The sequence below is a fragment of the Streptomyces sp. NPDC087901 genome (genome assembly GCF_044742205.1).
Lineage (GTDB): Bacteria > Actinomycetota > Actinomycetes > Streptomycetales > Streptomycetaceae > Streptomyces.
The window spans coordinates 75,139-94,500 of record NZ_JBIUUC010000004.1 but is presented as its reverse complement, the minus strand read 5'-3'; the positions used below and the strand labels follow the sequence as shown (position 1 = coordinate 94,500).

The 19,362-nt window shown below is 71.4% G+C and carries 20 protein-coding genes, 2 tRNA genes and 1 other RNA gene; 5 read left to right on the top strand and 18 right to left on the bottom strand.

Annotated elements, in window-relative coordinates:
* Positions 1-11: 11 nt before the first annotated feature.
* From ACIOEW_RS14160 to ACIOEW_RS14120, 9 genes are all read right to left on the bottom strand, one after another.
* Entirely contained in the window at positions 12-863 is an 852-nt protein-coding gene (locus ACIOEW_RS14160) for a hypothetical protein (protein WP_362540306.1), read from the bottom strand.
* A gap of 57 nt (positions 864-920) precedes the next feature.
* Positions 921-1,787, bottom strand: coding sequence for an RNA polymerase sigma factor SigF (locus ACIOEW_RS14155; protein WP_362540309.1), 867 nt, complete (start codon positions 1,785-1,787; stop codon positions 921-923).
* A gap of 234 nt (positions 1,788-2,021) precedes the next feature.
* Positions 2,022-2,888 carry an RNA polymerase sigma factor SigF gene (locus ACIOEW_RS14150; RefSeq protein WP_401964444.1) on the bottom strand — a complete coding sequence of 289 codons (867 nt, stop codon included), beginning with the start codon at positions 2,886-2,888 and terminating at the stop codon, positions 2,022-2,024.
* Positions 2,889-3,243: 355 nt separating this feature from the next.
* Complete coding sequence (locus tag ACIOEW_RS14145; protein ID WP_326737522.1) at positions 3,244-3,537, bottom strand: Dabb family protein; 294 nt, start codon at positions 3,535-3,537, stop codon at positions 3,244-3,246.
* Between the two features lie 10 nt (positions 3,538-3,547).
* A complete protein-coding gene (locus ACIOEW_RS14140) occupies positions 3,548-3,712 on the bottom strand; it encodes a hypothetical protein (protein WP_187285206.1) in 165 nt (54 codons plus the stop codon).
* Positions 3,713-4,180: 468 nt separating this feature from the next.
* Positions 4,181-4,265, bottom strand: a tRNA-Ser gene (locus ACIOEW_RS14135).
* Positions 4,266-4,343: 78 nt separating this feature from the next.
* Positions 4,344-4,856 carry a tRNA adenosine(34) deaminase TadA gene (gene tadA / locus ACIOEW_RS14130; protein ID WP_401963986.1) on the bottom strand — a complete coding sequence of 171 codons (513 nt, stop codon included), beginning with the start codon at positions 4,854-4,856 and terminating at the stop codon, positions 4,344-4,346.
* Positions 4,857-4,865: 9 nt separating this feature from the next.
* Positions 4,866-5,438 carry a hypothetical protein gene (locus ACIOEW_RS14125; RefSeq protein ID WP_401963984.1) on the bottom strand — a complete coding sequence of 191 codons (573 nt, stop codon included), beginning with the start codon at positions 5,436-5,438 and terminating at the stop codon, positions 4,866-4,868.
* Between the two features lie 249 nt (positions 5,439-5,687).
* Entirely contained in the window at positions 5,688-5,897 is a 210-nt protein-coding gene (locus ACIOEW_RS14120; protein WP_350988167.1) for a hypothetical protein, read from the bottom strand.
* 105 nt (positions 5,898-6,002) lie between these two features.
* On the opposite strand from ACIOEW_RS14120, the gene upp reads away from it, so the two are divergent.
* Positions 6,003-6,638, top strand: coding sequence for a uracil phosphoribosyltransferase (upp, locus tag ACIOEW_RS14115; RefSeq protein ID WP_362540321.1), 636 nt, complete (start codon positions 6,003-6,005; stop codon positions 6,636-6,638).
* 64 nt (positions 6,639-6,702) lie between these two features.
* On the opposite strand, the gene ACIOEW_RS14110 is transcribed toward upp, so the two are convergent.
* From ACIOEW_RS14110 to ACIOEW_RS14075, 8 genes are all read right to left on the bottom strand, one after another.
* Positions 6,703-7,299: a LytR C-terminal domain-containing protein gene (locus ACIOEW_RS14110; protein WP_401964443.1), complete on the bottom strand. Its 597-nt coding sequence runs from the start codon at positions 7,297-7,299 to the stop codon at positions 6,703-6,705.
* A 146-nt stretch (positions 7,300-7,445) separates the two neighbouring features.
* Positions 7,446-7,742: a type II toxin-antitoxin system VapB family antitoxin gene (locus tag ACIOEW_RS14105; protein ID WP_073736427.1), complete on the bottom strand. Its 297-nt coding sequence runs from the start codon at positions 7,740-7,742 to the stop codon at positions 7,446-7,448.
* A 278-nt stretch (positions 7,743-8,020) separates the two neighbouring features.
* Entirely contained in the window at positions 8,021-8,641 is a 621-nt protein-coding gene (locus tag ACIOEW_RS14100; protein ID WP_401963982.1) for an HhH-GPD-type base excision DNA repair protein, read from the bottom strand.
* A gap of 196 nt (positions 8,642-8,837) precedes the next feature.
* A complete protein-coding gene (locus ACIOEW_RS14095) occupies positions 8,838-10,085 on the bottom strand; it encodes an RNA polymerase sigma factor (RefSeq protein ID WP_401963980.1) in 1,248 nt (415 codons plus the stop codon).
* Positions 10,082-10,495 (bottom strand): YciI family protein, encoded by a 414-nt coding sequence (locus ACIOEW_RS14090; RefSeq protein WP_362540330.1) that lies wholly within the window; start codon positions 10,493-10,495, stop codon positions 10,082-10,084. The genes ACIOEW_RS14095 and ACIOEW_RS14090 overlap by 4 nt, the downstream gene beginning before the upstream one ends.
* 293 nt (positions 10,496-10,788) lie before the next feature.
* The gene (locus ACIOEW_RS14085; protein ID WP_362540333.1) at positions 10,789-11,085 is read right to left on the bottom strand and encodes a DUF3303 family protein; all 297 of its coding nucleotides are present in this window, start codon (positions 11,083-11,085) and stop codon (positions 10,789-10,791) included.
* Positions 11,086-11,660: 575 nt separating this feature from the next.
* Positions 11,661-12,341 (bottom strand): response regulator, encoded by a 681-nt coding sequence (locus ACIOEW_RS14080; RefSeq protein WP_401964442.1) that lies wholly within the window; start codon positions 12,339-12,341, stop codon positions 11,661-11,663.
* A 23-nt stretch (positions 12,342-12,364) separates the two neighbouring features.
* Positions 12,365-13,606: a sensor histidine kinase gene (locus ACIOEW_RS14075; protein ID WP_401963978.1), complete on the bottom strand. Its 1,242-nt coding sequence runs from the start codon at positions 13,604-13,606 to the stop codon at positions 12,365-12,367.
* A 139-nt stretch (positions 13,607-13,745) separates the two neighbouring features.
* On the opposite strand from ACIOEW_RS14075, the gene ACIOEW_RS14070 reads away from it, so the two are divergent.
* Positions 13,746-14,951: a serine hydrolase domain-containing protein gene (locus ACIOEW_RS14070; RefSeq protein ID WP_401963976.1), complete on the top strand. Its 1,206-nt coding sequence runs from the start codon at positions 13,746-13,748 to the stop codon at positions 14,949-14,951.
* A gap of 62 nt (positions 14,952-15,013) precedes the next feature.
* Positions 15,014-16,180, top strand: coding sequence for a serine hydrolase domain-containing protein (locus ACIOEW_RS14065; protein WP_401963974.1), 1,167 nt, complete (start codon positions 15,014-15,016; stop codon positions 16,178-16,180).
* Positions 16,181-16,522: 342 nt separating this feature from the next.
* Here the strand turns inward: ACIOEW_RS14065 and ACIOEW_RS14060 are convergent.
* Positions 16,523-16,610, bottom strand: a tRNA-Ser gene (locus ACIOEW_RS14060).
* Between the two features lie 132 nt (positions 16,611-16,742).
* Between ACIOEW_RS14060 and ffs the strand changes: the two genes are divergently transcribed.
* Both ffs and ACIOEW_RS14050 read left to right on the top strand, forming a co-directional pair.
* Positions 16,743-16,839, top strand: an RNA gene (ffs, locus tag ACIOEW_RS14055) — signal recognition particle sRNA small type.
* A 121-nt stretch (positions 16,840-16,960) separates the two neighbouring features.
* On the top strand, positions 16,961-19,168 hold the full coding sequence (locus ACIOEW_RS14050) for a DNA polymerase III subunit gamma and tau (RefSeq protein WP_401963972.1): 2,208 nt from the start codon (positions 16,961-16,963) through the stop codon (positions 19,166-19,168).
* Positions 19,169-19,362 lie beyond the last annotated feature (194 nt).

Sequence of the window (19,362 nt, the reverse complement as noted above, 5' to 3'; positions counted from 1 at the left end):
TCAGTCACCCGTCACTTCCAGACGGCGGTCACGTCCCGGGTCTCGACATGCATGCCCAGGGGCACCCGCCAGGCGTCCACACAGACGGTGTACGTCATCTTCCGCGCCGCTCCCGCGCCGATCGGTACGGGCAGCGGCGCTGTCGATTCCCGGGTCGCCCAGTCGATCCCCAGTCCGCCGATGATGTGCGTGGCGAAGGTGACGGTGCCCGATCGCGCCGGTGATCCACCGGTGTTGCGGAACTCCACGGTCACCTTCTCGCACCACCGCTCGTCCGCCGCCGCGCGCACGGGGGCGCTCACGGTCAGGGCGGCGGGACCGGCGGGCGCGGTGGAGCCGGGCGCCGACGGGGCGGCGGGGTCCGGGGAGCCGCTTCCGGCGCCGCCCGAACCGCCGGTGCCGCTGCTGCCTGAGCCGCCGCCGTCCGAGCCGGTGGAGCCCGCGCTGCCGGTGGAGCCCGTGGCACCGGTCGAGCCCGCTCCGCCCTCGGACGCGCCGGACGCGCCGGTCGGCCGCGCACCGCCGGCCGCACTGCCGCCCGAGGTGCCGCCTGCGGCACCTCCTGCGTCGCCGCTCCCGCCCTCCGGGCCGCCGCCCGCCGCCGAGGAGCCCGGTCGCGGGTCCGTGCCCCCGCCGCCGCCGCGCTTTCCGTCCAGCGGGACCAGGGTCACCTTCCCGGTGGGCGCCACCGCCCCGGTGGGTGTCCTCGCAGGCCCCGCACCCGCTGCGCCGACCGCCACATAGCCGTCGCCGCCCGCCTGGTCGCCACAGCCCGCCAGTACCCCGCCCAGGCACAGCACGGCCGCCGAGGCGGCGATCGCTGTGCCCCGGCGGCCGGGCCGGCCGAATGTCTGACGTCGCATCGCGTCAGTGTGTCTGACGGACCGTCAAATCGGAACCCTCGGGATCGGGGTTCCGGGTCAGTCGGCGATGAGCCCCTCCCTGAGCTGGGCGAGCGTGCGGGTCAGCAGACGTGAGACGTGCATCTGCGAGATGCCGACCTCTTCACCGATCTGCGACTGGGTCATGTTGGCGAAGAACCGCAGCATGATGATCTGGCGTTCACGCGGCGGGAGTTTGGCCAGCAGTGGCTTGAGGGACTCTCGGTACTCGACACCCTCCAGCGCCGCGTCCTCGTACCCCAGCCGGTCGGCCAGCGAGCCCTCGCCGCCGTCGTCCTCGGGCGAGGGCGAGTCCAGCGAGGAGGCGGTGTAGGCGTTGCCGACGGCCAGGCCGTCGACGACGTCCTCCTCGGAGACTCCGAGCGCCTTGGCCAGTTCCGGAACGGTCGGCGAGCGGTCGAGCTTCTGGGCGAGCTCGTCGCTGGTCTTGGTGAGGGCGAGCCGCAGTTCCTGGAGCCGGCGCGGCACCCGCACCGACCACGAGGTGTCGCGGAAGAAGCGCTTGATCTCGCCGACGACGGTGGGCATCGCGAACGTCGGGAACTCCACGCCGCGTTCGCAGTCGAACCGGTCGATCGCCTTGATCAGGCCGATCGTGCCGACCTGGACGATGTCTTCCATGGGTTCGTTGCGGCTGCGGAACCGTGCCGCGGCGTAACGCACCAGCGGCAGGTTGAGCTCGATGAGTGTGTCCCGCACATAGACGCGCTCCGGAGTGTCCGTTCCGTCGGGGCCCGGTGCGGGACCCAGTGCGGCGAGCCGCAGGAACAGGGAGCGGGACAGCGTGCGGGTGTCGATGGCTTCCGGCGAGCTGGTGAGCACAACGGGTGCGGGTGCGCTCTTGGTGAGCGTGAGCACCTTCGAGCTGCCCTGTTCTGCGGACATGCCACCCCCTTGAGGTCGCGGACGGTCGCGGTGGCCACGACCATCGGAGGAACGCAGCCTCCACCTGAATACCGGAGGGGAGGCTGCGGCAAACGCGGTTCCCGCAGAATGTCACATGTCGGCAACACGCTGTAGTGACTTGTCGACAAGTTTCGGGGGAGTCTGCGCAGTTAACAAGGGGTGTGCGGCTTTTGGCCCGCGGGGAGCGCCCCGGAGCCGGTCTACCCGATTCGGTTACGCCTCGATCCTGTTTGCGGATCGAAGTCTGGCGAAACTTCGGGCCAGGAGCCTTGACACATGCATCTGGGAGACTCCCAGTTCGGCACTGATCTGGGACTGCGTCAGGTTGCTGTAGTAGCGGAGCATCAGGATCCGCTGTTCACGTTCGGGCAGTTGTACGAGCAGATGCCGGACCAGATCGCGGTGTTCGACGCCGGCCAGTGCGGGGTCCTCGTAGCCGAGCCGGTCCAGCAGCCCGGGCAGCCCGTCGCCCTCCTGGGCGGCTTCGAGCGAGGTCGCGTGGTACGAGCGGCCGGCCTCGATGCAGGCCAGCACCTCCTCCTCGGAGATCTTCAGCCGTTCGGCGATCTCCGCGGTGGTGGGGGAGCGGCCGTGAGCGGTCGTCAGGTCCTCGGTGGCGCCGGTGACCTGGACCCAGAGCTCGTGGAGCCGGCGCGGCACGTGGACGGTCCGCACGTTGTCCCGGAAGTACCGCTTGATCTCACCGACGACCGTCGGCATCGCGAAGGTGGGGAACTGGACCCCGCGTTCGGGATCGAACCGGTCGATGGCGTTGATCAGGCCGATGGTGCCGACCTGGACGACGTCCTCCATCGGCTCGTTGCGGCTGCGGAACCGCGCGGCGGCGTACCGGACGAGAGGCAGGTTCGCCTCGATCAGCGCCGCCCGGACCCGGCCGTGCTCCGCGGTGCCCGGCTCCAGCCCCTGGAGCCGGCCGAAGAGCACCTGGGTGAGCGCCCTGGTGTCGGCTCCGCGGGTCCTGCCGGGCGGGACGGTGTCGTCGGGTGTCTCGGTCTGGATCGTCTGGGCGGCCTGAGCCGTCTGAGCCGTCTGAGCCGTCTGAGCCGTCTGGGATGCCAGGGCTGCCGGGGCTGCCGGGGCTGCCTGGGATGCCAGGGATGCCTGAGGTGTCGCGGGTACCTGGATCGCTTGGGGCGCATGGGACGCCGGGGGTGTCTGTGCCGCCGGCGTCGTCCGGGCGGCCTGGACGGCCTGGACGGTCTGGGGAGGCACTTGAGGTGCTGTACTGGCCGGCACGATGACGCCACCCCTTTGCGGTCAACTTCGGTCAACTCATCCGTCAAAAGCGGTCATAGCATCACAAGACATGTCCACTATGTGCAAGCACCCCATAGCGCCGTGTTGACCTCGAAGCGGTTTAAACACAAAGAAAGCCCCTCACCGTCGTGGTGAGGGGCTCGCAGGGCCGAAGGCGTCAGAACGGGTAGTCGGCGATCACCCAGGTGGCGAATTCGCGCCACTGTCCGGCAGCTGCCTGGTGGGCCGGATGCTCGATGTAGCTCTTCAGCGCGGCCTCGTCGGCGACTGCGGAGTTGATGGCGAAGTCGTACGCGATCGGCCGGTCGGTGATGTTCCAGGCGCACTCCCAGAACTCCAGCCCGGGCACCTTGTCCGCCAGTCCCCGGAAGGCCTCGGCGCCCGCGACGACCCGCGGATCGTCCCGCTCGACGCCGTCGTTCAGCTTGAACAGGACCAGATGGCGGATCATGGAGGTACTCCTACTTCACGAGCTCGGACATGAAGTCGCCGACGCCCTGTGCGGCATCCGAAACGCCCTCGAACCCTACCTGGACGAGATCCGCGGCCCGGGCAGGGGACGTGATGATCGTGTAGAGCACGAAGACGACTATCAGGTAGAGAGCGATCTTCTTTGCTTGCACCATCGGCCCCGTACTCCCCTTCGATCCCCTGTGCAGTCGGGCGAGTCTATCCGCACACATGGCCGTATCGGCCTGCTGTTTCCGATCACTCATCCGGTCTTTAGGGACCAAGGGCCCGGAGATCGAGGTCCTTTGCCCGCCCGTGTGGCTTCTGCGGAGCGGCAGGATGGTGGACGAGCCCAGCGGATCCGGCAGGAATCCGAGGGGCGAGGAACAGGACCTCTCTGTGGGGTTCTCGCCGCGGCCTTCCCCCGATCGCGGCGAGGGCTGGTAGGGCCTGTTCTCATCGGGGGGAGCGGCTTGTCCCCCGATGCCGCTCCCCCCGACCCGAGTGCACGGATGGCCCCGGGTCCGACGACGGTCGGACCCGGGGCCATCTGTCATGCCCGCTGCCCCATCGGTGCGGGCGGAACAGGCGCGGGGCGGAAAACTCGAAGGGCCCGACGCTGTGCGTCGGGCCCTTCACAAGAGCGGTAGCGGAGGGATTTGAACCCTCGGTGAGTTTCCCCACACTCGCTTTCGAGGCGAGCTCCTTCGGCCGCTCGGACACGCTACCGAGAGAGAGCTTAGACCATCTCGGCCGTCCGTCGAAATCCGATTCCGCGCGACGCCCCGCGCGTACGGGGACGCCGGGTCAGCGGTCGCGGAAGAAGGCCGTCAGGAGGGCCGCGCAGTCGGTCTCCAGGACTCCGTGGATCACCTCGGGGCGGTGGTTGAGCCGGCGGTCCCGTACGACGTCCCAGAGCGAGCCGGCCGCTCCGGCCTTCTCGTCCCGGGCGCCGTAGACGACCCGGCCCACACGGGACTGCACCAGGGCGCCCGCGCACATGGTGCAGGGCTCCAGGGTGACGACGAGCGTGCATCCGGACAGCCGCCATTCGCCGAGGGCGGCGGCGGCCCGCCGCAGGGCGAGGATCTCGGCGTGCGCCGTCGGGTCGCCGGTCGCCTCGCGTTCGTTGTGGCCCGTGGCGAGCAGGGTCCCGTCCGGGGCGAGGACGACGGCGCCGACCGGCACATCGCCGGCCGTCGCCGCCCGGTCGGCCTCGTCCAGGGCGCGGCGCATGGGAGCCCGCCACGGGTCCCGTACGGGATCGTTCGGTAGGTGCTGCGCTGGGGACGGGTCGTGCGGGTGCGGTGCTTCGGTCACCCGCGGACCCTAACGGACGGTCTCCAGGACCTCGGCCGCTCCCAGCGCGTCCGCGATCTCCGCCATTGCGTCCGTCCGCAGCATCAGCAGCTCCGCCTCGGGGAGCCCGAGGTCGGACAGCACCCCGGTGTCACCGAGCGGACCCGCGGGTACGACGTCGGCGTCCGGGCCGTCGTCATCATCGGTGCCGGCGTTGTCGTCGTGGTTGTCGTGGTTGTCGGGGGTATCCGGCTCACCGTCCTCCGTACCGTCGAGGCCGACGAGCTCTTCGAGGGCGGCAATCGTGACTTCGGCCCCGGGTTCGCGGCCGAGCAGTTCATCGGTGAGCAGGATCTCCCCGTACGAGGAGCGGGCGGCGGCGGAGGCGTTCGAGACGTAGATACGCGGGTCCTCCTCACCGTCCACCCGGATGACGCCGAACCAGGCGTCCTCCTGCTCGATGAAGACGAGCACCGTGTCCTCGTCCACCGAGGCCTCACGGGCCAGATCCGTCAGATCGGACAGGGACTCCACATCGTCGAGCTCCGTGTCGCTCGCTTTCCACCCGTCTTCGGTGCGCGCGAGCAGTGCGGCGAAGTACACCGTGACTCTCCCACTGGTCTTAGGGACTCTCGTTCGGATCAGGCTTGATAAGGGAGCGAGCTCCGATCCCAACGAAAGACCCTGAGCGTGTCGGTCCGGCGGGAGGGCAGTCGGTGGTCCGGCTGCCCTGCGTCCCGCCCATCGGAATCGTGGCAGAAACAAGGGCTCCGCGAGAGCAGTTCCGCCGTTGCGTCGGCCATCAGTTCTCTCCGACGCCGCCACCTGGGGGTTCCTCCGCCGGCCGGACGGCTACCAGCGGAACGTCCGCATCCGCATGGCCTGGCGCATTCTGGCGGCCTTGACCCGGCGAGGCTGGACCCGGTCGCGGAGCGCCTTGGCCTCGTGAAGCTCACGGAGGAACTGGGCGCGGCGCCTGCGGCGCTGCGCGTCGGTCTCCGGCGCGTCCTGCGCCTCGCGCGCGTCCGGCGCGTCCCGCTCCTGCTTCGCCCCGTCCGGCATCGGCTCTCATCACCCCAAGGCTGGGTTCGTATGCCCCCACCTTCCCCCCGAACGTGCGGTTGATGCCAGCGCACGGGTACGGGAGGCGCGGCTACTGTTGGTGCCATGCGGATCCACGTCGTCGACCACCCGCTGGTCGCGCACAAACTCACCACCCTGCGCGACAAGCGCACCGACTCCCCGACCTTCCGGCGCCTCGCCGACGAGCTGGTCACCCTGCTCGCGTACGAGGCCACCCGCGATGTCCGTACCGAACAGGTCGACATCGAGACCCCGGTGACACCCACCACCGGCGTGAAGCTGTCGTACCCCCGGCCTCTGGTCGTGCCGATCCTGCGGGCCGGTCTCGGCATGCTCGACGGCATGGTGCGGCTGCTGCCGACCGCCGAGGTGGGCTTCCTGGGCATGATCCGCGACGAGGAGACGCTCCAGGCGTCCACGTACGCGTCCCGCATGCCGGAGGACCTCTCGGGCCGCCAGGTGTACGTCCTGGACCCGATGCTCGCCACCGGCGGCACGCTGGTCGCGGCCATCCAGGAGCTGATCAAGCGCGGTGCGGACGATGTCACCGCGGTCGTGCTGCTCGCGGCGCCCGAGGGCGTCGAGATGATGGAGCGCGAGCTGGCGGGGACGCCGGTCACCGTGGTCACCGCCTCGGTCGACGAGCGGCTCAACGAGAACGGCTACATCGTGCCGGGCCTCGGCGACGCCGGGGACCGGATGTACGGCACCGTCGGCTAGGGGCCGCCGTGGCCGGCCGGGGTGCTCTTCGAGCGCCCCGGCCGTCGCGTTAGGTCCGCGGCCCTCAGCAGGAGGACGGCGCCGGGGCCGGCTTCGTGAGGGTGGTCAGCGCGGTGGCTGCCGCCTGCGGCGTGCTGAACGCCTTGAACTTCGTCCCGATGATCAGATCGACGTCCATGCCCTTGCGGGCATCGGTCTTCGTCGTCGCGCCCGGCAGCTGCGTGCCGAGCACCGGGAACGTGCCGTTGAGCGCGGCCGGAGCGCCCAGCAGTATGCCGGTCCCGGGGACCTTCTTGTCGTACGGGGCGGTGGCGTTGCCCACCTTGCCGATGGTGAAGCCGCGCTTTTTCAGCTCATCGGCCGCCGCCTTGGCCAGTCCGCCACGCGGTGTCGCGTTGTAGACGTTGACCGTGATCTTCGCGGGCTTCGGCAGGACCTTCGCGGGCGCGGACGGCTTGGCGGTCGGGCAGTCCGCCTTGCGGTCGGCGGCGCTCGCCTGCTTGTCGCCGCCCGTGAAGACATCGATGAGCTGCAGCGTGCCCCATCCGGCAAGCCCGAGGGCGACCACGGAGGCGATGGCCGTGAGGACCAGTTTGCTGCGGCGGCGGGGGCGCCGCATGCGCGGGTACTTGTCACCCGTGATGCGGTACTTTCCGCCCATGCCGGGGGGAGTGAGCATGCTCATGGGCGCAGCGTAGTGCGACCCGGAGATGATGACTATTTGATGATCGACGGATCGCACCCGTCCGAGTGCGAAAGTGCACTCGAACGAACCCTGTTGGAGTCGAACGGACCCGGTGTGGCGCCTCAGCCGAGCTCGAGCACGCGGGCGTGCAGCACCTGGCGCTGCTGGAGCGCGGCGCGGACCGCGCGGTGCAGTCCGTCCTCCAGGTAGAGGTCGCCCTGCCACTTCACGACGTGCGCGAAGAGGTCGCCGTAGAACGTGGAGTCCTCGGCGAGGAGCGTTTCGAGGTCCAGCTGGCCCTTGGTGGTCACGAGTTGGTCGAGGCGGACCGGGCGCGGCGCGACATCCGCCCACTGCCGGGTGCTTTCCCGGCCGTGGTCGGGATAGGGCTGCCCATTTCCGATGCGCTTGAAGATCACACGGAAAGCCTACCGGTCAAGGGCCTCCGGGCGCAGCCATGGAACGGGACTGCGATGCTGACCGAGGAGGCATATAAGCCGCCATTCCGGAATTGAGGCCGTGATGAACGAGAGTGACAACACGGGCGGGGGCGCAGCCGGGAGCGCAGGGGGTGGTGCGAGCGGCGGCACCGGTTCGGACGGCGTACTGCCGCCGCAGGCGCGGGAGATCTCACGCTCGCTGTTCGGCACGGCACACCGCAGGCGTTAGGGCGTGCCCCGGCGGAGCGGGGGCGGACTCACTTTCCCTTGGCCGCCGCCTTGGCGGCCTTCGCGGCCTCTTTGGCCTCCTGCTTGAAGGCGCGGACCTCGGCGAGCGACTCGGGGCCTGTGATGTCGGCGACCGAACGGTGCGAGCCCGCCTCCCCGTACGGTCCCGCCGCCTCCCGCCAGCCCGGTGGCCGGACACCGAACTGCTTGCCCAGCAGCGCCAGAAAGATCTGGGCCTTCTGGGTGCCGAACCCGGGCAGGGCGTTGAGCCGCCTCCGCAGCTCCGCACCGGTGGTGGCCTCGGTCCACACCGCGCTCGCCTCACCGTCGTACTGCGCCACCAGGTACTGGCACAGCTGCTGCACCCGCTTGGCCATCGAACCCGGATAGCGGTGCAGAGCGGGTTTGTCGGTGAAGAGTCCGGTGAAGGCCTCGGGGTCGTACGCCGCGATCTCATGGGCGTCCAGATCGTCTTCGCCCATCCGCTGTGCCAGTGCGTACGGTCCGGAGAACGCCCACTCCATCGGCACCTGCTGGTCCAGCAGCATGCCCACGAGGGCGGCGAGCGGGCTGCGCGCGAGAAGGCTGTCCGCCTCCGGCTGCTGAGCGATCCGGAGGGTGATGTCCCGGCCCTGGTTGCTGTTGGTCATGGACCCGATGATTGCCAGCCGGGGGTACGACGGCCAGTGAAACCACCGCCGGTGCTGCCGTTTGCAGCCGTTTGCCGCTGTTCTGTGTCGTTTCCGTTGCCTTTGTTGCTTCCAGGGTGCTGGGTGCCAGGTGCTGGGTGCCGCTCGGCGACCGCCCGGCGCCGGGCATCAGGTGACAAGGGAGCACGAAGCCGTGTCAGCCTTCGAGGCGGTCCGCGCGTCGGTTCAGGTAGCGGGCCTCCGGGATGCTCAGGGTCCCGGAGGCCGCCGAGCGGTAGGCGGCGCGCGCACCCTCCGTGTCGCCGGCCCGTTCCAGCAGATGGGCGCGGACGGCGTCCAGCCGGTGGTGGCCCGCCAGCCGGTCCGCGAGGGCGTCGGCATCGGCCAGCCCGGCCTGCGGACCGTGCACCATGGCGACGGCGACGGCCCGGCTCAGTTCGGCCATCGGCTCGGGGGCGATCCGCACGAGGACGTCGTACAGCGCCAGGATCTGCGGCCAGTCGGTGTCCTCGGCACGGTCCGCCTCGTCGTGCAGCGCCGCGATGGCCGCCTGCACCTGGTAGGGCCCGGCGGGCCCCTCGCGCAGGGCCTCTTCGACCAAGGCGGTGCCCTCGGCGACGGCCGCCGGGTCCCATCGGGTGCGGTCCTGTTCGTCGAGCGGGATCAGCTCGCCGTGCGGTCCGGTGCGTGCGGCGCTGCGGGCATCGGTCAGCAGCATCAGCGCCAGGAGCCCGGCCACCCCGCCGTCCCTGGGCAGCAGCCGGCGGACCGCACGGGTCAGCCGGATCGCCTCCCGGGCCAGGCCCGCGCGGTGCAGGGCGCGTCCTGAGGTCGCCGTGTAGCCCTCGTTGAAGATCAGGTAGAGCACCTGGAGCACCGCCGCGAGCCGCGCGTCCCGGTCGGCGGGCACCGGCTGGACGAAGGCGGTGCCCCGGACCTTCCGCTTCGCCCGGCTGATCCGCTGGGCCATCGTCGCCTCGGGCACCAGATGCGCCCGGGCGATCTCGGCCGTGGTCAGCCCGCCGACGGCCCTCAGGGTCAGGGCGACCTGAGCGGCCGGGGCCAGGTCCGGATGGCAGCACAGGAAGAGCAGGGTGAGGGTGTCGTCCTCGGACGGCGCCCGGCTCGCCCCCGGCACCGGCTCGTCGGGCGCCGGAGCGGTGAAGGCGTCCCGGGGCGTGAGCGCGGCCGCCTCCTCCTCACGCGCGCGCCGGGCGTCGTCGCTGCGCAGCCGGTCCACGAGCCGCCGGGAGGCCACCCGGATCAGCCAGCCGCGCGGATTGTCCGGTACCCGCTGCTCAGGCCACTGCCGGGCGGCGGCGATCAGGGCCTCCTGAACCGCGTCCTCGGCCGGGTCGAAGTGCCCGTACCGGCGCACCAACGCGCCGAGGACCTGCGGGGCGTGCAGCCGCAACAGGTCCTCGACCTCGGTCGTCCGTCTCACACATCGCCTCCGCCGCCGTCGATGGGCCGGATGACCACCGGACGGACGGGCGCACCGGCGGGCGCCGGGCACTGCGTGACGCGCGCGGCGATCTCCGTGACCCGCTCCAGGCTCTCGCATTCGAGCACCCAGTACCCGGCGAGCAGTTCCTTCGTCTCTCCGTACGGACCGTCGGTGATCACCGGACGACCGTCCTCGCCCGCGGAGACGTACCGGGTCTTCGCCGGTTCGACCAGGCCCTGGGCGTCGATGAGCTCACCCGTCTCGGCAAGATCGTTGTTGACCGCGCCCATGAACGAGAACATGGCCTGCACGTCGGCCTCGCTCCAGGCCGGATTGCCGGCGGACGCGGTCCCGCGCATCGCCTCGTAGTCGGCCTGCGAGCCCTGCACCATCACCAGATACTTCATGACTCCGCTCCCTCTGTCCGTGCTCCTGCCGCCCTTCGTGGGCGACTCTCACAGGGGACGTCGGAGCAGGGTGACGGTTCTCGACACCGCGCCGGAATGTTTTCCGGGAATCCCGGAGAATTCCCGGAACGGCCCAGGGGCGCCGGCAGCGTGTCGGGGAGGGCGGCGGCCCGCCCCGCCCTCTCGATCACTCGGGTACCGGGGGTCCGGGGGTGCATCCCACAGGGTCTCCGGTTCCTGCGGACCAGCCGAGCGGTTCCGGCACTCAAGGGGCTTGAGCCGCTGAGTGGACGTCAGCTCTGCTTCAGCGCGGCGAGGCCCTTCTGCATGTCCTCGGTGTTCATGACCGGCTGGATCTCGATCTTCGCGCCGAGGCCCTCGAAGAGCGGCTCGGCGATGGAGGGCAGCAGAGAACTGTCCTGCATGTCGAAGACGAAGGTGCAGCACCGCTTGCCCTCGCTGGGGCCGAAGTAGGCCGCCTCCGGGTTGAGGCGTTCCGCGAGCGACTGCATGATCTTCGGCAGGGTGCCGTTCTTGACGGCTTCGTTGGCGAGCTGTGTGTCCAGTTGCGCTCGCAGCATGACCCGCATGGCGTGGCTCCTTCCGTCCCGCCGGGGCCGGCGCGGATCCGTCCGCGCTCGCTGGGCCCCGGTGACGTCCCGCTCAGCGTCACCGCGAGCGGTCGGGGCAGCCAACATCTCGTGCACCATCCGGGCTGCCCGTGCCGGTGCGCCGTCCACGAGAAGCCGGAGTCGGCCGGACTTCCTGAGTCCGGCCGCCGCGGCGTGTCGCCCTGCCTGCGCAGAGCGAGGTACGAGAAGCCCGACTGCCACTGCCACTGCCACTGCCACCGCCGGTCGCCCGCACGCCGGTGCACCGGCGGCGGCACGCCGGCGTCCCGTCCGGACCCCCGCACGGGCAAGGCGCCGTGTTGTCCGGGGTGGGTTGTCGCATTCCGACCTGCCGCACAGTGACGGCTACAGAAAGGCCGAACTGTGGCTCACGCCTGTGAACGAGACCAGAACTGAGGCCGTACGGGATTTCGTCTACCGGCTACCGGGTCGTACCACTGCATGGCTTGGCCGGTGACGCGGACAGGACTGAACGGGACCAGGACCGAGACCGGAGATCCGTGCGGGCGACCGTGAGGAGGAGCGGAGGCCGGTCAGCCGGTGAAGCCCGCGACCACCAGGCCGGACTCGTACGCGATCACCACAGCGTGGGTCCGGTTCTGCGCGCCGAGCTTGGTCAGCACGTTTCCGACGTGGGTCTTGATCGTCTCCAGGCTCACCGTGAGGGACTGCGCGATCTCCGGATTGGAGAGCCCGGTGGCCATCAGGCGCAGTACCTCTTCCTCCCGGCCCGTCAGGGCAGCCTGCGGCAGGGCCTCGGCGGAGCACAGCGGGCGGGCGGCGACCATGCGGCCCAGCGCGGCCGGGAAGAGGACCGCTTCGCCCGCCGCCACCACCCGGACCGCCTCGGCGATCTGGCGGACCGGGAGGCGTTTGAGGACGAAGCCGCTGGCGCCCGCGCTGAGGGCGGCGGTGACGTAGCCGTCGTTCTCGAAGGTGGTGATCACCACGACCTTCGGCGGGTCGGCCGCTTCGGCCAGCAGCTGGCGGGTGGCCTCGATCCCGTTGCGACGCGGCATTCGGACGTCCATCAGGACCACGTCCGGCCGGAGGCTCCGCGCCCGGTCGACCGCCTCGACGCCGTCGGCGGCCTCGCCGACCACCGTGATCCCCGGCTGCGCGGTGAGCAGCATGCCCAGGCCGCTGCGGGTCACCTCGTCGTCGTCCGCGATCAGGAGGGTGACGGCGGGGCCGGCGACTGCGGGGAGGGCCATGCCTTCGCCCGCGTCGGATCCACTCACGCCGACACCCGTACCGGCAACCGGACGGCCAGCCGCCAGTGCTGCGTCCCGTCCGGGCCGGACCGGAAGTCACCGTGCAGCAGCCGGACGCGCTCGGCCAGTCCGGGCAGACCGTGGCCGGAGGTCGGGAAGGCTCCCGTGCCCGGCCCCGTCCGTGCCCCGGTCCGGTTGACCACCGCGAGGTCCAGTCCGTTCGGCCCGGCCGTCACCCGGACCTCGATCGGGCCGCCCGCCCCGTGGCGCAGCGCGTTCGTCAGCCCCTCCTGGAGGATCCGGTACGCCGCTCGGGAGAGCGTCCCCTGTACCTGCGCCAGCTCGCCCGACAGCTCCGGTTCCACCACCGCCCCCGCGTGCCGCAGGCGGTCCAGCAGCTCGGGGAGGTCGGCCAGGGTCCGGGTCGGTGCCGTGCCCGACTGTTCCTCGCGCAGCACCCCGAGCACGTAGTCCAGGTCCTCCAGCGCGGCCCGCGTCGACTCCTCGATGCTGCGCATGGCGGCCCGCGCCGCCGCCGGGTCGGAGGAGAGCACCTCGCCCGCCACCGCCGCCTGGATGGTGGCCGCCGTCAGCGTGTGCCCGATCGAGTCGTGCAACTCGTGGGCAATCCGGTTGCGTTCGGCCAGCAGCAGTTCCCGCTCGGCAGCCAGCGCGAGCCGTTCGGCCGCCGACGGCCCCAGCAGCCGTGGCGCCGACCACCGCAGGGCCTTCGTCACCAGTACGCAGACGGCGACCGCCAGCAGGATGCACACGGCCGCCACCACCCAGCTCCACCCGCCCGACACCCGGACCGACGTGCCGAACAGGCTCGCCCGCACCTCGCCGCCGAGCCAGTTCGCCGGCAGGGAGAGGCCCATGATGAACAGCACCCCGCTCGCCAGTGCCCCCGTCCACCCGACGGCCACGTGCAGCACCAGCCAGAGGGGGGTCCGCCAGCGGTCGGGGCCGAGTGAACCGGAGGTCCGGCGACCGGCCACCGGATTCGGCAGCGGCACCCGCAGCAGCCGGCGGGCGGACACGACCAGCGCTCGCCGTACAGGGCGCGCCAGTCCGACCACGCCGACCAGCACCGCCCAGACCAGCAGGACCAGGACGATCTGCACGCTCTCGGGTGCGGATCGCCACGACAGCGCCGGCAACAGGGCGAAAGGCAGCAGCGGAAGGCTCGCCAACGCGCCGCAATAGGCGAACAGCACACCTGAGTACGTGGAGCCGCGCAGCAGCAGCCGAATTCCCCTGATCATGGTCGCCAGTATTGCCGGGCAGCCCACCGGCAGCCTCCCCCGATCGGGGGAGCGATTTCTCCCGCCTTCCCGCGATGCGGTCAGAGGGCCCTGGAAACAAGGATCGTGCTCCGACCAGACGATTCCCAGGAGTTGACTCATGCGTACTCGGACCCGGCAGGGCCTTAGTCCCTCGACCCGGCAGCAGGGTGGCAGACGGCGACGAGCCGTGTCGGCCGCGGCTGCGGTGGCCGTCGGTGTCATGACGCTGGGCGCCCTCGCCCCGCCCGCCGCCTCCGACGCCGCCTCCGATTCCGCCGCCTCCGCTGCTGCCGCCGCCAGGCCGGACTCCGTCCAGCAGGCACTGAACACGCTGGTGCGCGACGACGGGATGCCCGCCGCGCTGGCGAGCGTCCAGGACCGGAACGGCCGCACCCGCACCTACACCGCAGGAGTCGGCGACCTGACCACCGGCTCGAAGGTGCCCAGGGACGGCCAGGTACGGATCGGCAGCAACACCAAGGCGTTCACGGCGGTCGTGGTCATGCAGCTGGTCGGCGAGGGGAAGATCGGCCTCGACGCCACCGTCGACACCTACCTGCCCGGCCTCGTCCGCGGAGAGGGGATCGACGGGCGCCGCATCACCGTCCGCCAGCTCCTCCAGCACACCAGCGGACTCCCCGAGTACGGCATCCACGTCGACGACGACGAGATCAGGAACCGGTACTTCGAGCCCCGCGAGCTGCTCGACATCGCCCTTCGGTACAAGGCCGACGCGGCTCCGGGGACGACGTGGGGGTACAGCAACACCAACTACGTCCTGGCCGGCCTGATCGTCCAGAAGGTCACCGGCCGCCCCCTCTCCGAGGAGATGAACCGGCGCATCATCAAGCGCATCGGGCTGCGCCACACCTACTTCCCCGCCCTCGGCGAGATGACCATCCGAGAGCCGCACCCCCGGGGCTACCACCGCAACCCGGCGGACGGACCGCTGCGCGACTTCACGGAGATGGACCCCTCCGCAGGCTGGGCCGCAGGCCAGTTGATCTCCACCAACTCCGACCTCAACCGCTTCTTCACCGCGCTCCTCGGCGGCCGCCTCCTCCCGGCGGCCCAGCTCGCCGAGATGCGCACGACCGTCCCCGCCGGGACCTCCGGCCTCCGCTACGGGCTGGGGCTCACGAGCAGGCCGCTGTCGTGCGGCGGCGTCTACTGGGGCCACGGCGGCGACATCGCGGGGTACGAGACCCGGGGCGGTGTCACCGACGACGGCCGCGCCGCCAACCTCGCGGTCACCAGCATCCCGACGGACGAGGCCGCCACGCAGCACGTGAAGGACGCCGTGGCCACGGCCCTGTGCGGCTGAATCACGCAGCAGGCAACCCGGTATCCCGAACGACGATCCAACGATTCCTCAGGAGTTGACTCATGCGTGGACTGACACGCCAGGCGTTTCGCTCGCCGATCCGGCAGCAGGGCACGCGGCGACGGGCCCTGCCCGCCGCAGCCGCGGTGGCCATCGGGGTCATGGCGATGGGAGCCCTGGCCCCGCCCGCCAACTCGGCCGCCAGGCCGGACACCGTCCGGCAGAGCCTGAACGCGCTGGTGCGCGACGGCGGGACGCCCGCCGCGCTGGCGAGTGTCAAGGACCGTGACGGCCGCATCCGGACCTACACCGCAGGGATTGGCGACCTGGCCACCGGCGCACCGGTACCCGTCGACGGGCAGGTGCGGATCGGCAGCAACACCAAGACCTTCGTCGCGGTCGTCGTCCTCCAGCTCGTCGCGGAGCGGAGGGTGCACCTGGACGCCTCCGTCGACACCTACCTGCCCGGCCTCGTCCGCGGGGAGGGGATCGACGGACGGCGCATCACCGTCCGCCAGCTCCTCCAGCAGACCAGCGGACTCCCCAACTACAGCAACTACCTCGGGGACGACGTCCGGTACTACGCCCCCCGTGAACTGCTCGCCACAGCCCTCCGGCACCCGGCCGACTTCGCCCCCGGGACGAGCTGGAAGTACAGCAACACCAACTACGTGCTCGCGGGCCTGCTCATCCAGAGGGTCACCGGCCGCCCCCTGGCCGACGAGATCGACCGGCGCGTCGTCCGACGCGCCGGGTTGCGCCACACCTACTTCCCCGCTCCCGGTGACGCGAGCATCCGGGAGCCCCACCCCCACGGCTACTACCGGGAATCTGCGGACGGGCCGCTGCGCGACATCACGGAGATCGACCCCTCCTGGGGCTGGGCGGCAGGCCAGATGGTCTCCACCGGCTCCGACCTCAACCGCTTCTTCGGCGCACTCCTGGCCGGCCGCCTCCTGCCCTCGGCCCAGCTCGCCCAGATGCGCTCCACCGTCCCTGCCGAAGCGACCTTCGGCCCCGGAGCCCGCTACGGACTCGGACTCGTCAGCAGACCGCTGCCGTGCGGCGGCCTCTCCTGGGGCCACGGCGGCAGCTTCCCGGGGTACGAGTCCCGGGGCGGCGCCACCGACGACGGCCGCGCCGCCAACGTCGCGGTCACCATGCAGCTCACCGACGAGGCGGGCCGGACGAATCTCGAACGCGCCGTGGACACCGCCCTGTGCCGCTGAACCCCGCCGAGGTCAGGAGTGTGACGGCCGGCGCTGGGACCGCCGGCGCTGGAAGCGCGAGGGCCAGGGCAGCGTGCGAGACATCCGCGACCTCGGACAGCCGACCGGAGACTGCACTCCGGCCCGGATGCCGGCGCAGCGGGCCAGGAGCCCTCTGCTGATCACTCCGATCGAGCGCGCCGCTGCCTCCGCCGCACCGGGCTGCCCGGTCCGGGAACTCGGCCGTGTGCCGAGTGAGAGCAGCTGATGCGGGGCCAGGGCCGAGACCCAGCCCCGGCGAACGCAGAAGGCCCCGGCCGGTTTCCCGGTCGGGGCCTTCGACGTATTGCCCGGTGAGAGCAATGGCGGAGGATACGAGATTCGAACTCGTGAGGGGTTGCCCCCAACACGCTTTCCAAGCGTGCGCCCTAGGCCACTAGGCGAATCCTCCGCGGCAAACAATACAAGACGTTGAGGAGTGCTCGCGAACCCGTTCCGCCTCGGACCTCTCCGGGTGGCCTCGGCAGGGTTCCCGGGTGCGGGGGAGGTGGACTTGCGGGGGTGGGGATCGGCTAAGGTGGGCGTCAGCCCCTCACGTGGCGCTATCTGACTGAACTCCCCCAGGGCCGGAAGGCAGCAAGGGTAAGTTGGCTCTGGCGGGTGCGTGGGGGGCCCTTGTGTGTCCGGGCCCCGGTGGGGGCGGGTTTCCGGCGTCCGGATTTCCTGTGGTGAGGTTTCCCGCAGCCGGTGGTGTGCCCGGTCCGGGGCCGGTTGTCAGTCGACCCCGATAACCTCGTAGGTGTGTCGTCCCTTGCGCTGTACCGCCGCTATCGCCCCGAGTCGTTCGCCGAGGTCATCGGTCAGGAGCATGTCACTGACCCGCTGCAGCAGGCCCTGCGGAACAACCGGGTCAATCACGCGTACCTGTTCAGTGGTCCGCGCGGCTGCGGCAAGACGACCAGTGCACGCATCCTCGCCCGCTGTCTGAACTGTGAGCAGGGGCCCACGCCCACGCCCTGCGGGGAGTGCCAGTCGTGCCAGGACCTCGCGCGCAACGGACCGGGATCGATCGATGTGATCGAGATCGACGCCGCCTCGCACGGTGGCGTGGACGATGCGCGTGATCTGCGGGAGAAGGCGTTCTTCGGGCCCGCGTCGAGTCGTTACAAGATCTACATCATCGACGAGGCGCACATGGTCACATCGGCGGGGTTCAACGCCCTGCTGAAGGTGGTCGAGGAGCCGCCGGAGCACCTCAAGTTCATCTTCGCGACCACGGAGCCCGAGAAGGTCATCGGCACCATCCGGTCGCGTACCCATCACTACCCGTTCCGGCTCGTACCGCCCGGGACGCTGCGCGAGTACCTCGCCGAGGTGTGCGGCAGGGAGAACAGCTACGTCGAGGACGGGGTGCTCCCGCTCGTCGTGCGGGCCGGTGCCGGATCCGTGCGTGACTCGATGTCGGTCATGGACCAGCTGCTGGCCGGCGCGGCCGACGAGGGTGTGACGTACGCCATGGCGACGTCGCTGCTCGGTTATACGGACGGCTCCCTGCTCGACTCGATCGTGGACGCCTTCGCCGCGGGCGACGGGGCCGCTGCCTTCGAGGTCGTGGACCGGGTGATCGAGGGCGGCAACGACCCCCGCCGCTTCGTCGCCGACCTCCTGGAGCGGCTGCGCGACCTGGTGATCCTGGCCGCCGTGCCGGACGCGGGGGAGAAGGGGCTGATCGACGCACCGGCCGATGTGGTCGAGCGGATGACGGCCCAGGCGTCCGTCTTCGGTGCCGCCGAGCTGAGCCGCGCCGCCGACCTGGTCAACGAGGGACTCACGGAAATGCGCGGGGCGACCTCGCCGCGCCTCCAGGTCGAGCTGATCTGCGCCCGGGTGCTGCTGCCGGCCGCCTTCGACGACGAGCGTTCCCTCCAGGCCAGGCTGGACCGGCTGGAGCGGGGTGCGTCCTTCGCCACCACCGGGCCAGGGCCCTCGATGGGGTACGTCCCCGGGCCCGAGGCGCTGGCCCACGCCCCGGCCGCCCCTCAGGCACACGCCCCCGCCGCACCTCAGGCATACGCCCCGGCCGCCCCTCAGGCCCCCGCGCCGCCCCCCTTCGGGCAGCCGGACGCCGGATCGGGGCCCGCCGTCGCACGTGCGGCGGCACGCGGGGACGCACCCCCGCCCGCACCCGTCCAGGCGGCTCCCGTGCCCGACCCCGTGCAGCCGCCGCCCGCGGAGGCGCCCGCGGCCGGACAGCGGCCCGGCGCCTGGCCCGGCGCGGCCGCGCCCGAGCAGGGCCGAAGGCCCGGAGGCTGGCCGACCGCCTCCACCCCGGGCCAGGCCCCCGCGCCACAGGCCGCCGCCCCCGCACCGGCCCCTGTGGCACCCGCCGCCGCGCCGGCACCCGTCGCCGCCGCGCCCGCTCCGGGCGCGACGCAGGGCGCCGCGCAGGTGCGCAACATGTGGCCCGACATCCTGGAGGCGGTCAAGGGCCGCCGCCGGTTCACCTGGATCCTCCTCAGCCAGAACGCCCAGGTCACCGGCTTCGACGGTGCCACGCTGCAGATCGGGTTCCTCAACGCCGGAGCCCGCGACAACTTCGCGAGCAGCGGCAGCGAAGAAGTGCTGAAGCAGGCCCTGGCCGAGCGGTTCAACGCGCAGTGGAAGATCGAGGCGATCGTCGACCCGTCGGGCGGAGCAGGCCAGCCCCCGCAGGTCGGCGGCGGGCGCCCCTCCGCAGCCGCACCGCCCGCGCAGCACCCTGCGGCCCCCGCGCCGCAGTCGTACGAGCCCCGGCCCGCGCCGGAGCGCCGGCAGCCGGGCGGCGGCGGCTCCGCCCAGGAGTCCGCACCCCCGTCGTACGCCGCTCCGGAACCGCCCCGGTCGGTCGCCCCCGAGGACGACACCCCCGAGGCCGACGATCCCGACCTCGTCGACTCGGCCCTGTCCGGCCACGACCTGATCGTCCGCGAACTGGGCGCCACGGTCGTCGAGGAGTTCACCAACGAGTAGGACAGGCGAATGTGGGCGGACCTCGTCGAGCGGTCCGGGGCATTTTGGTCAGGTCTCCCCGATCGCCCCGAGGCCGTGCGGGTCCCGTCTCCCCGGGCCTTCCCGGACCGGTGTCCGCGCTGTCCACGGAGCGGGGTACGCGGTGTCCACGGAGCGGCGTCCGTCAAGGGCGCCGCGCCCCGGCGGCTAGGCTG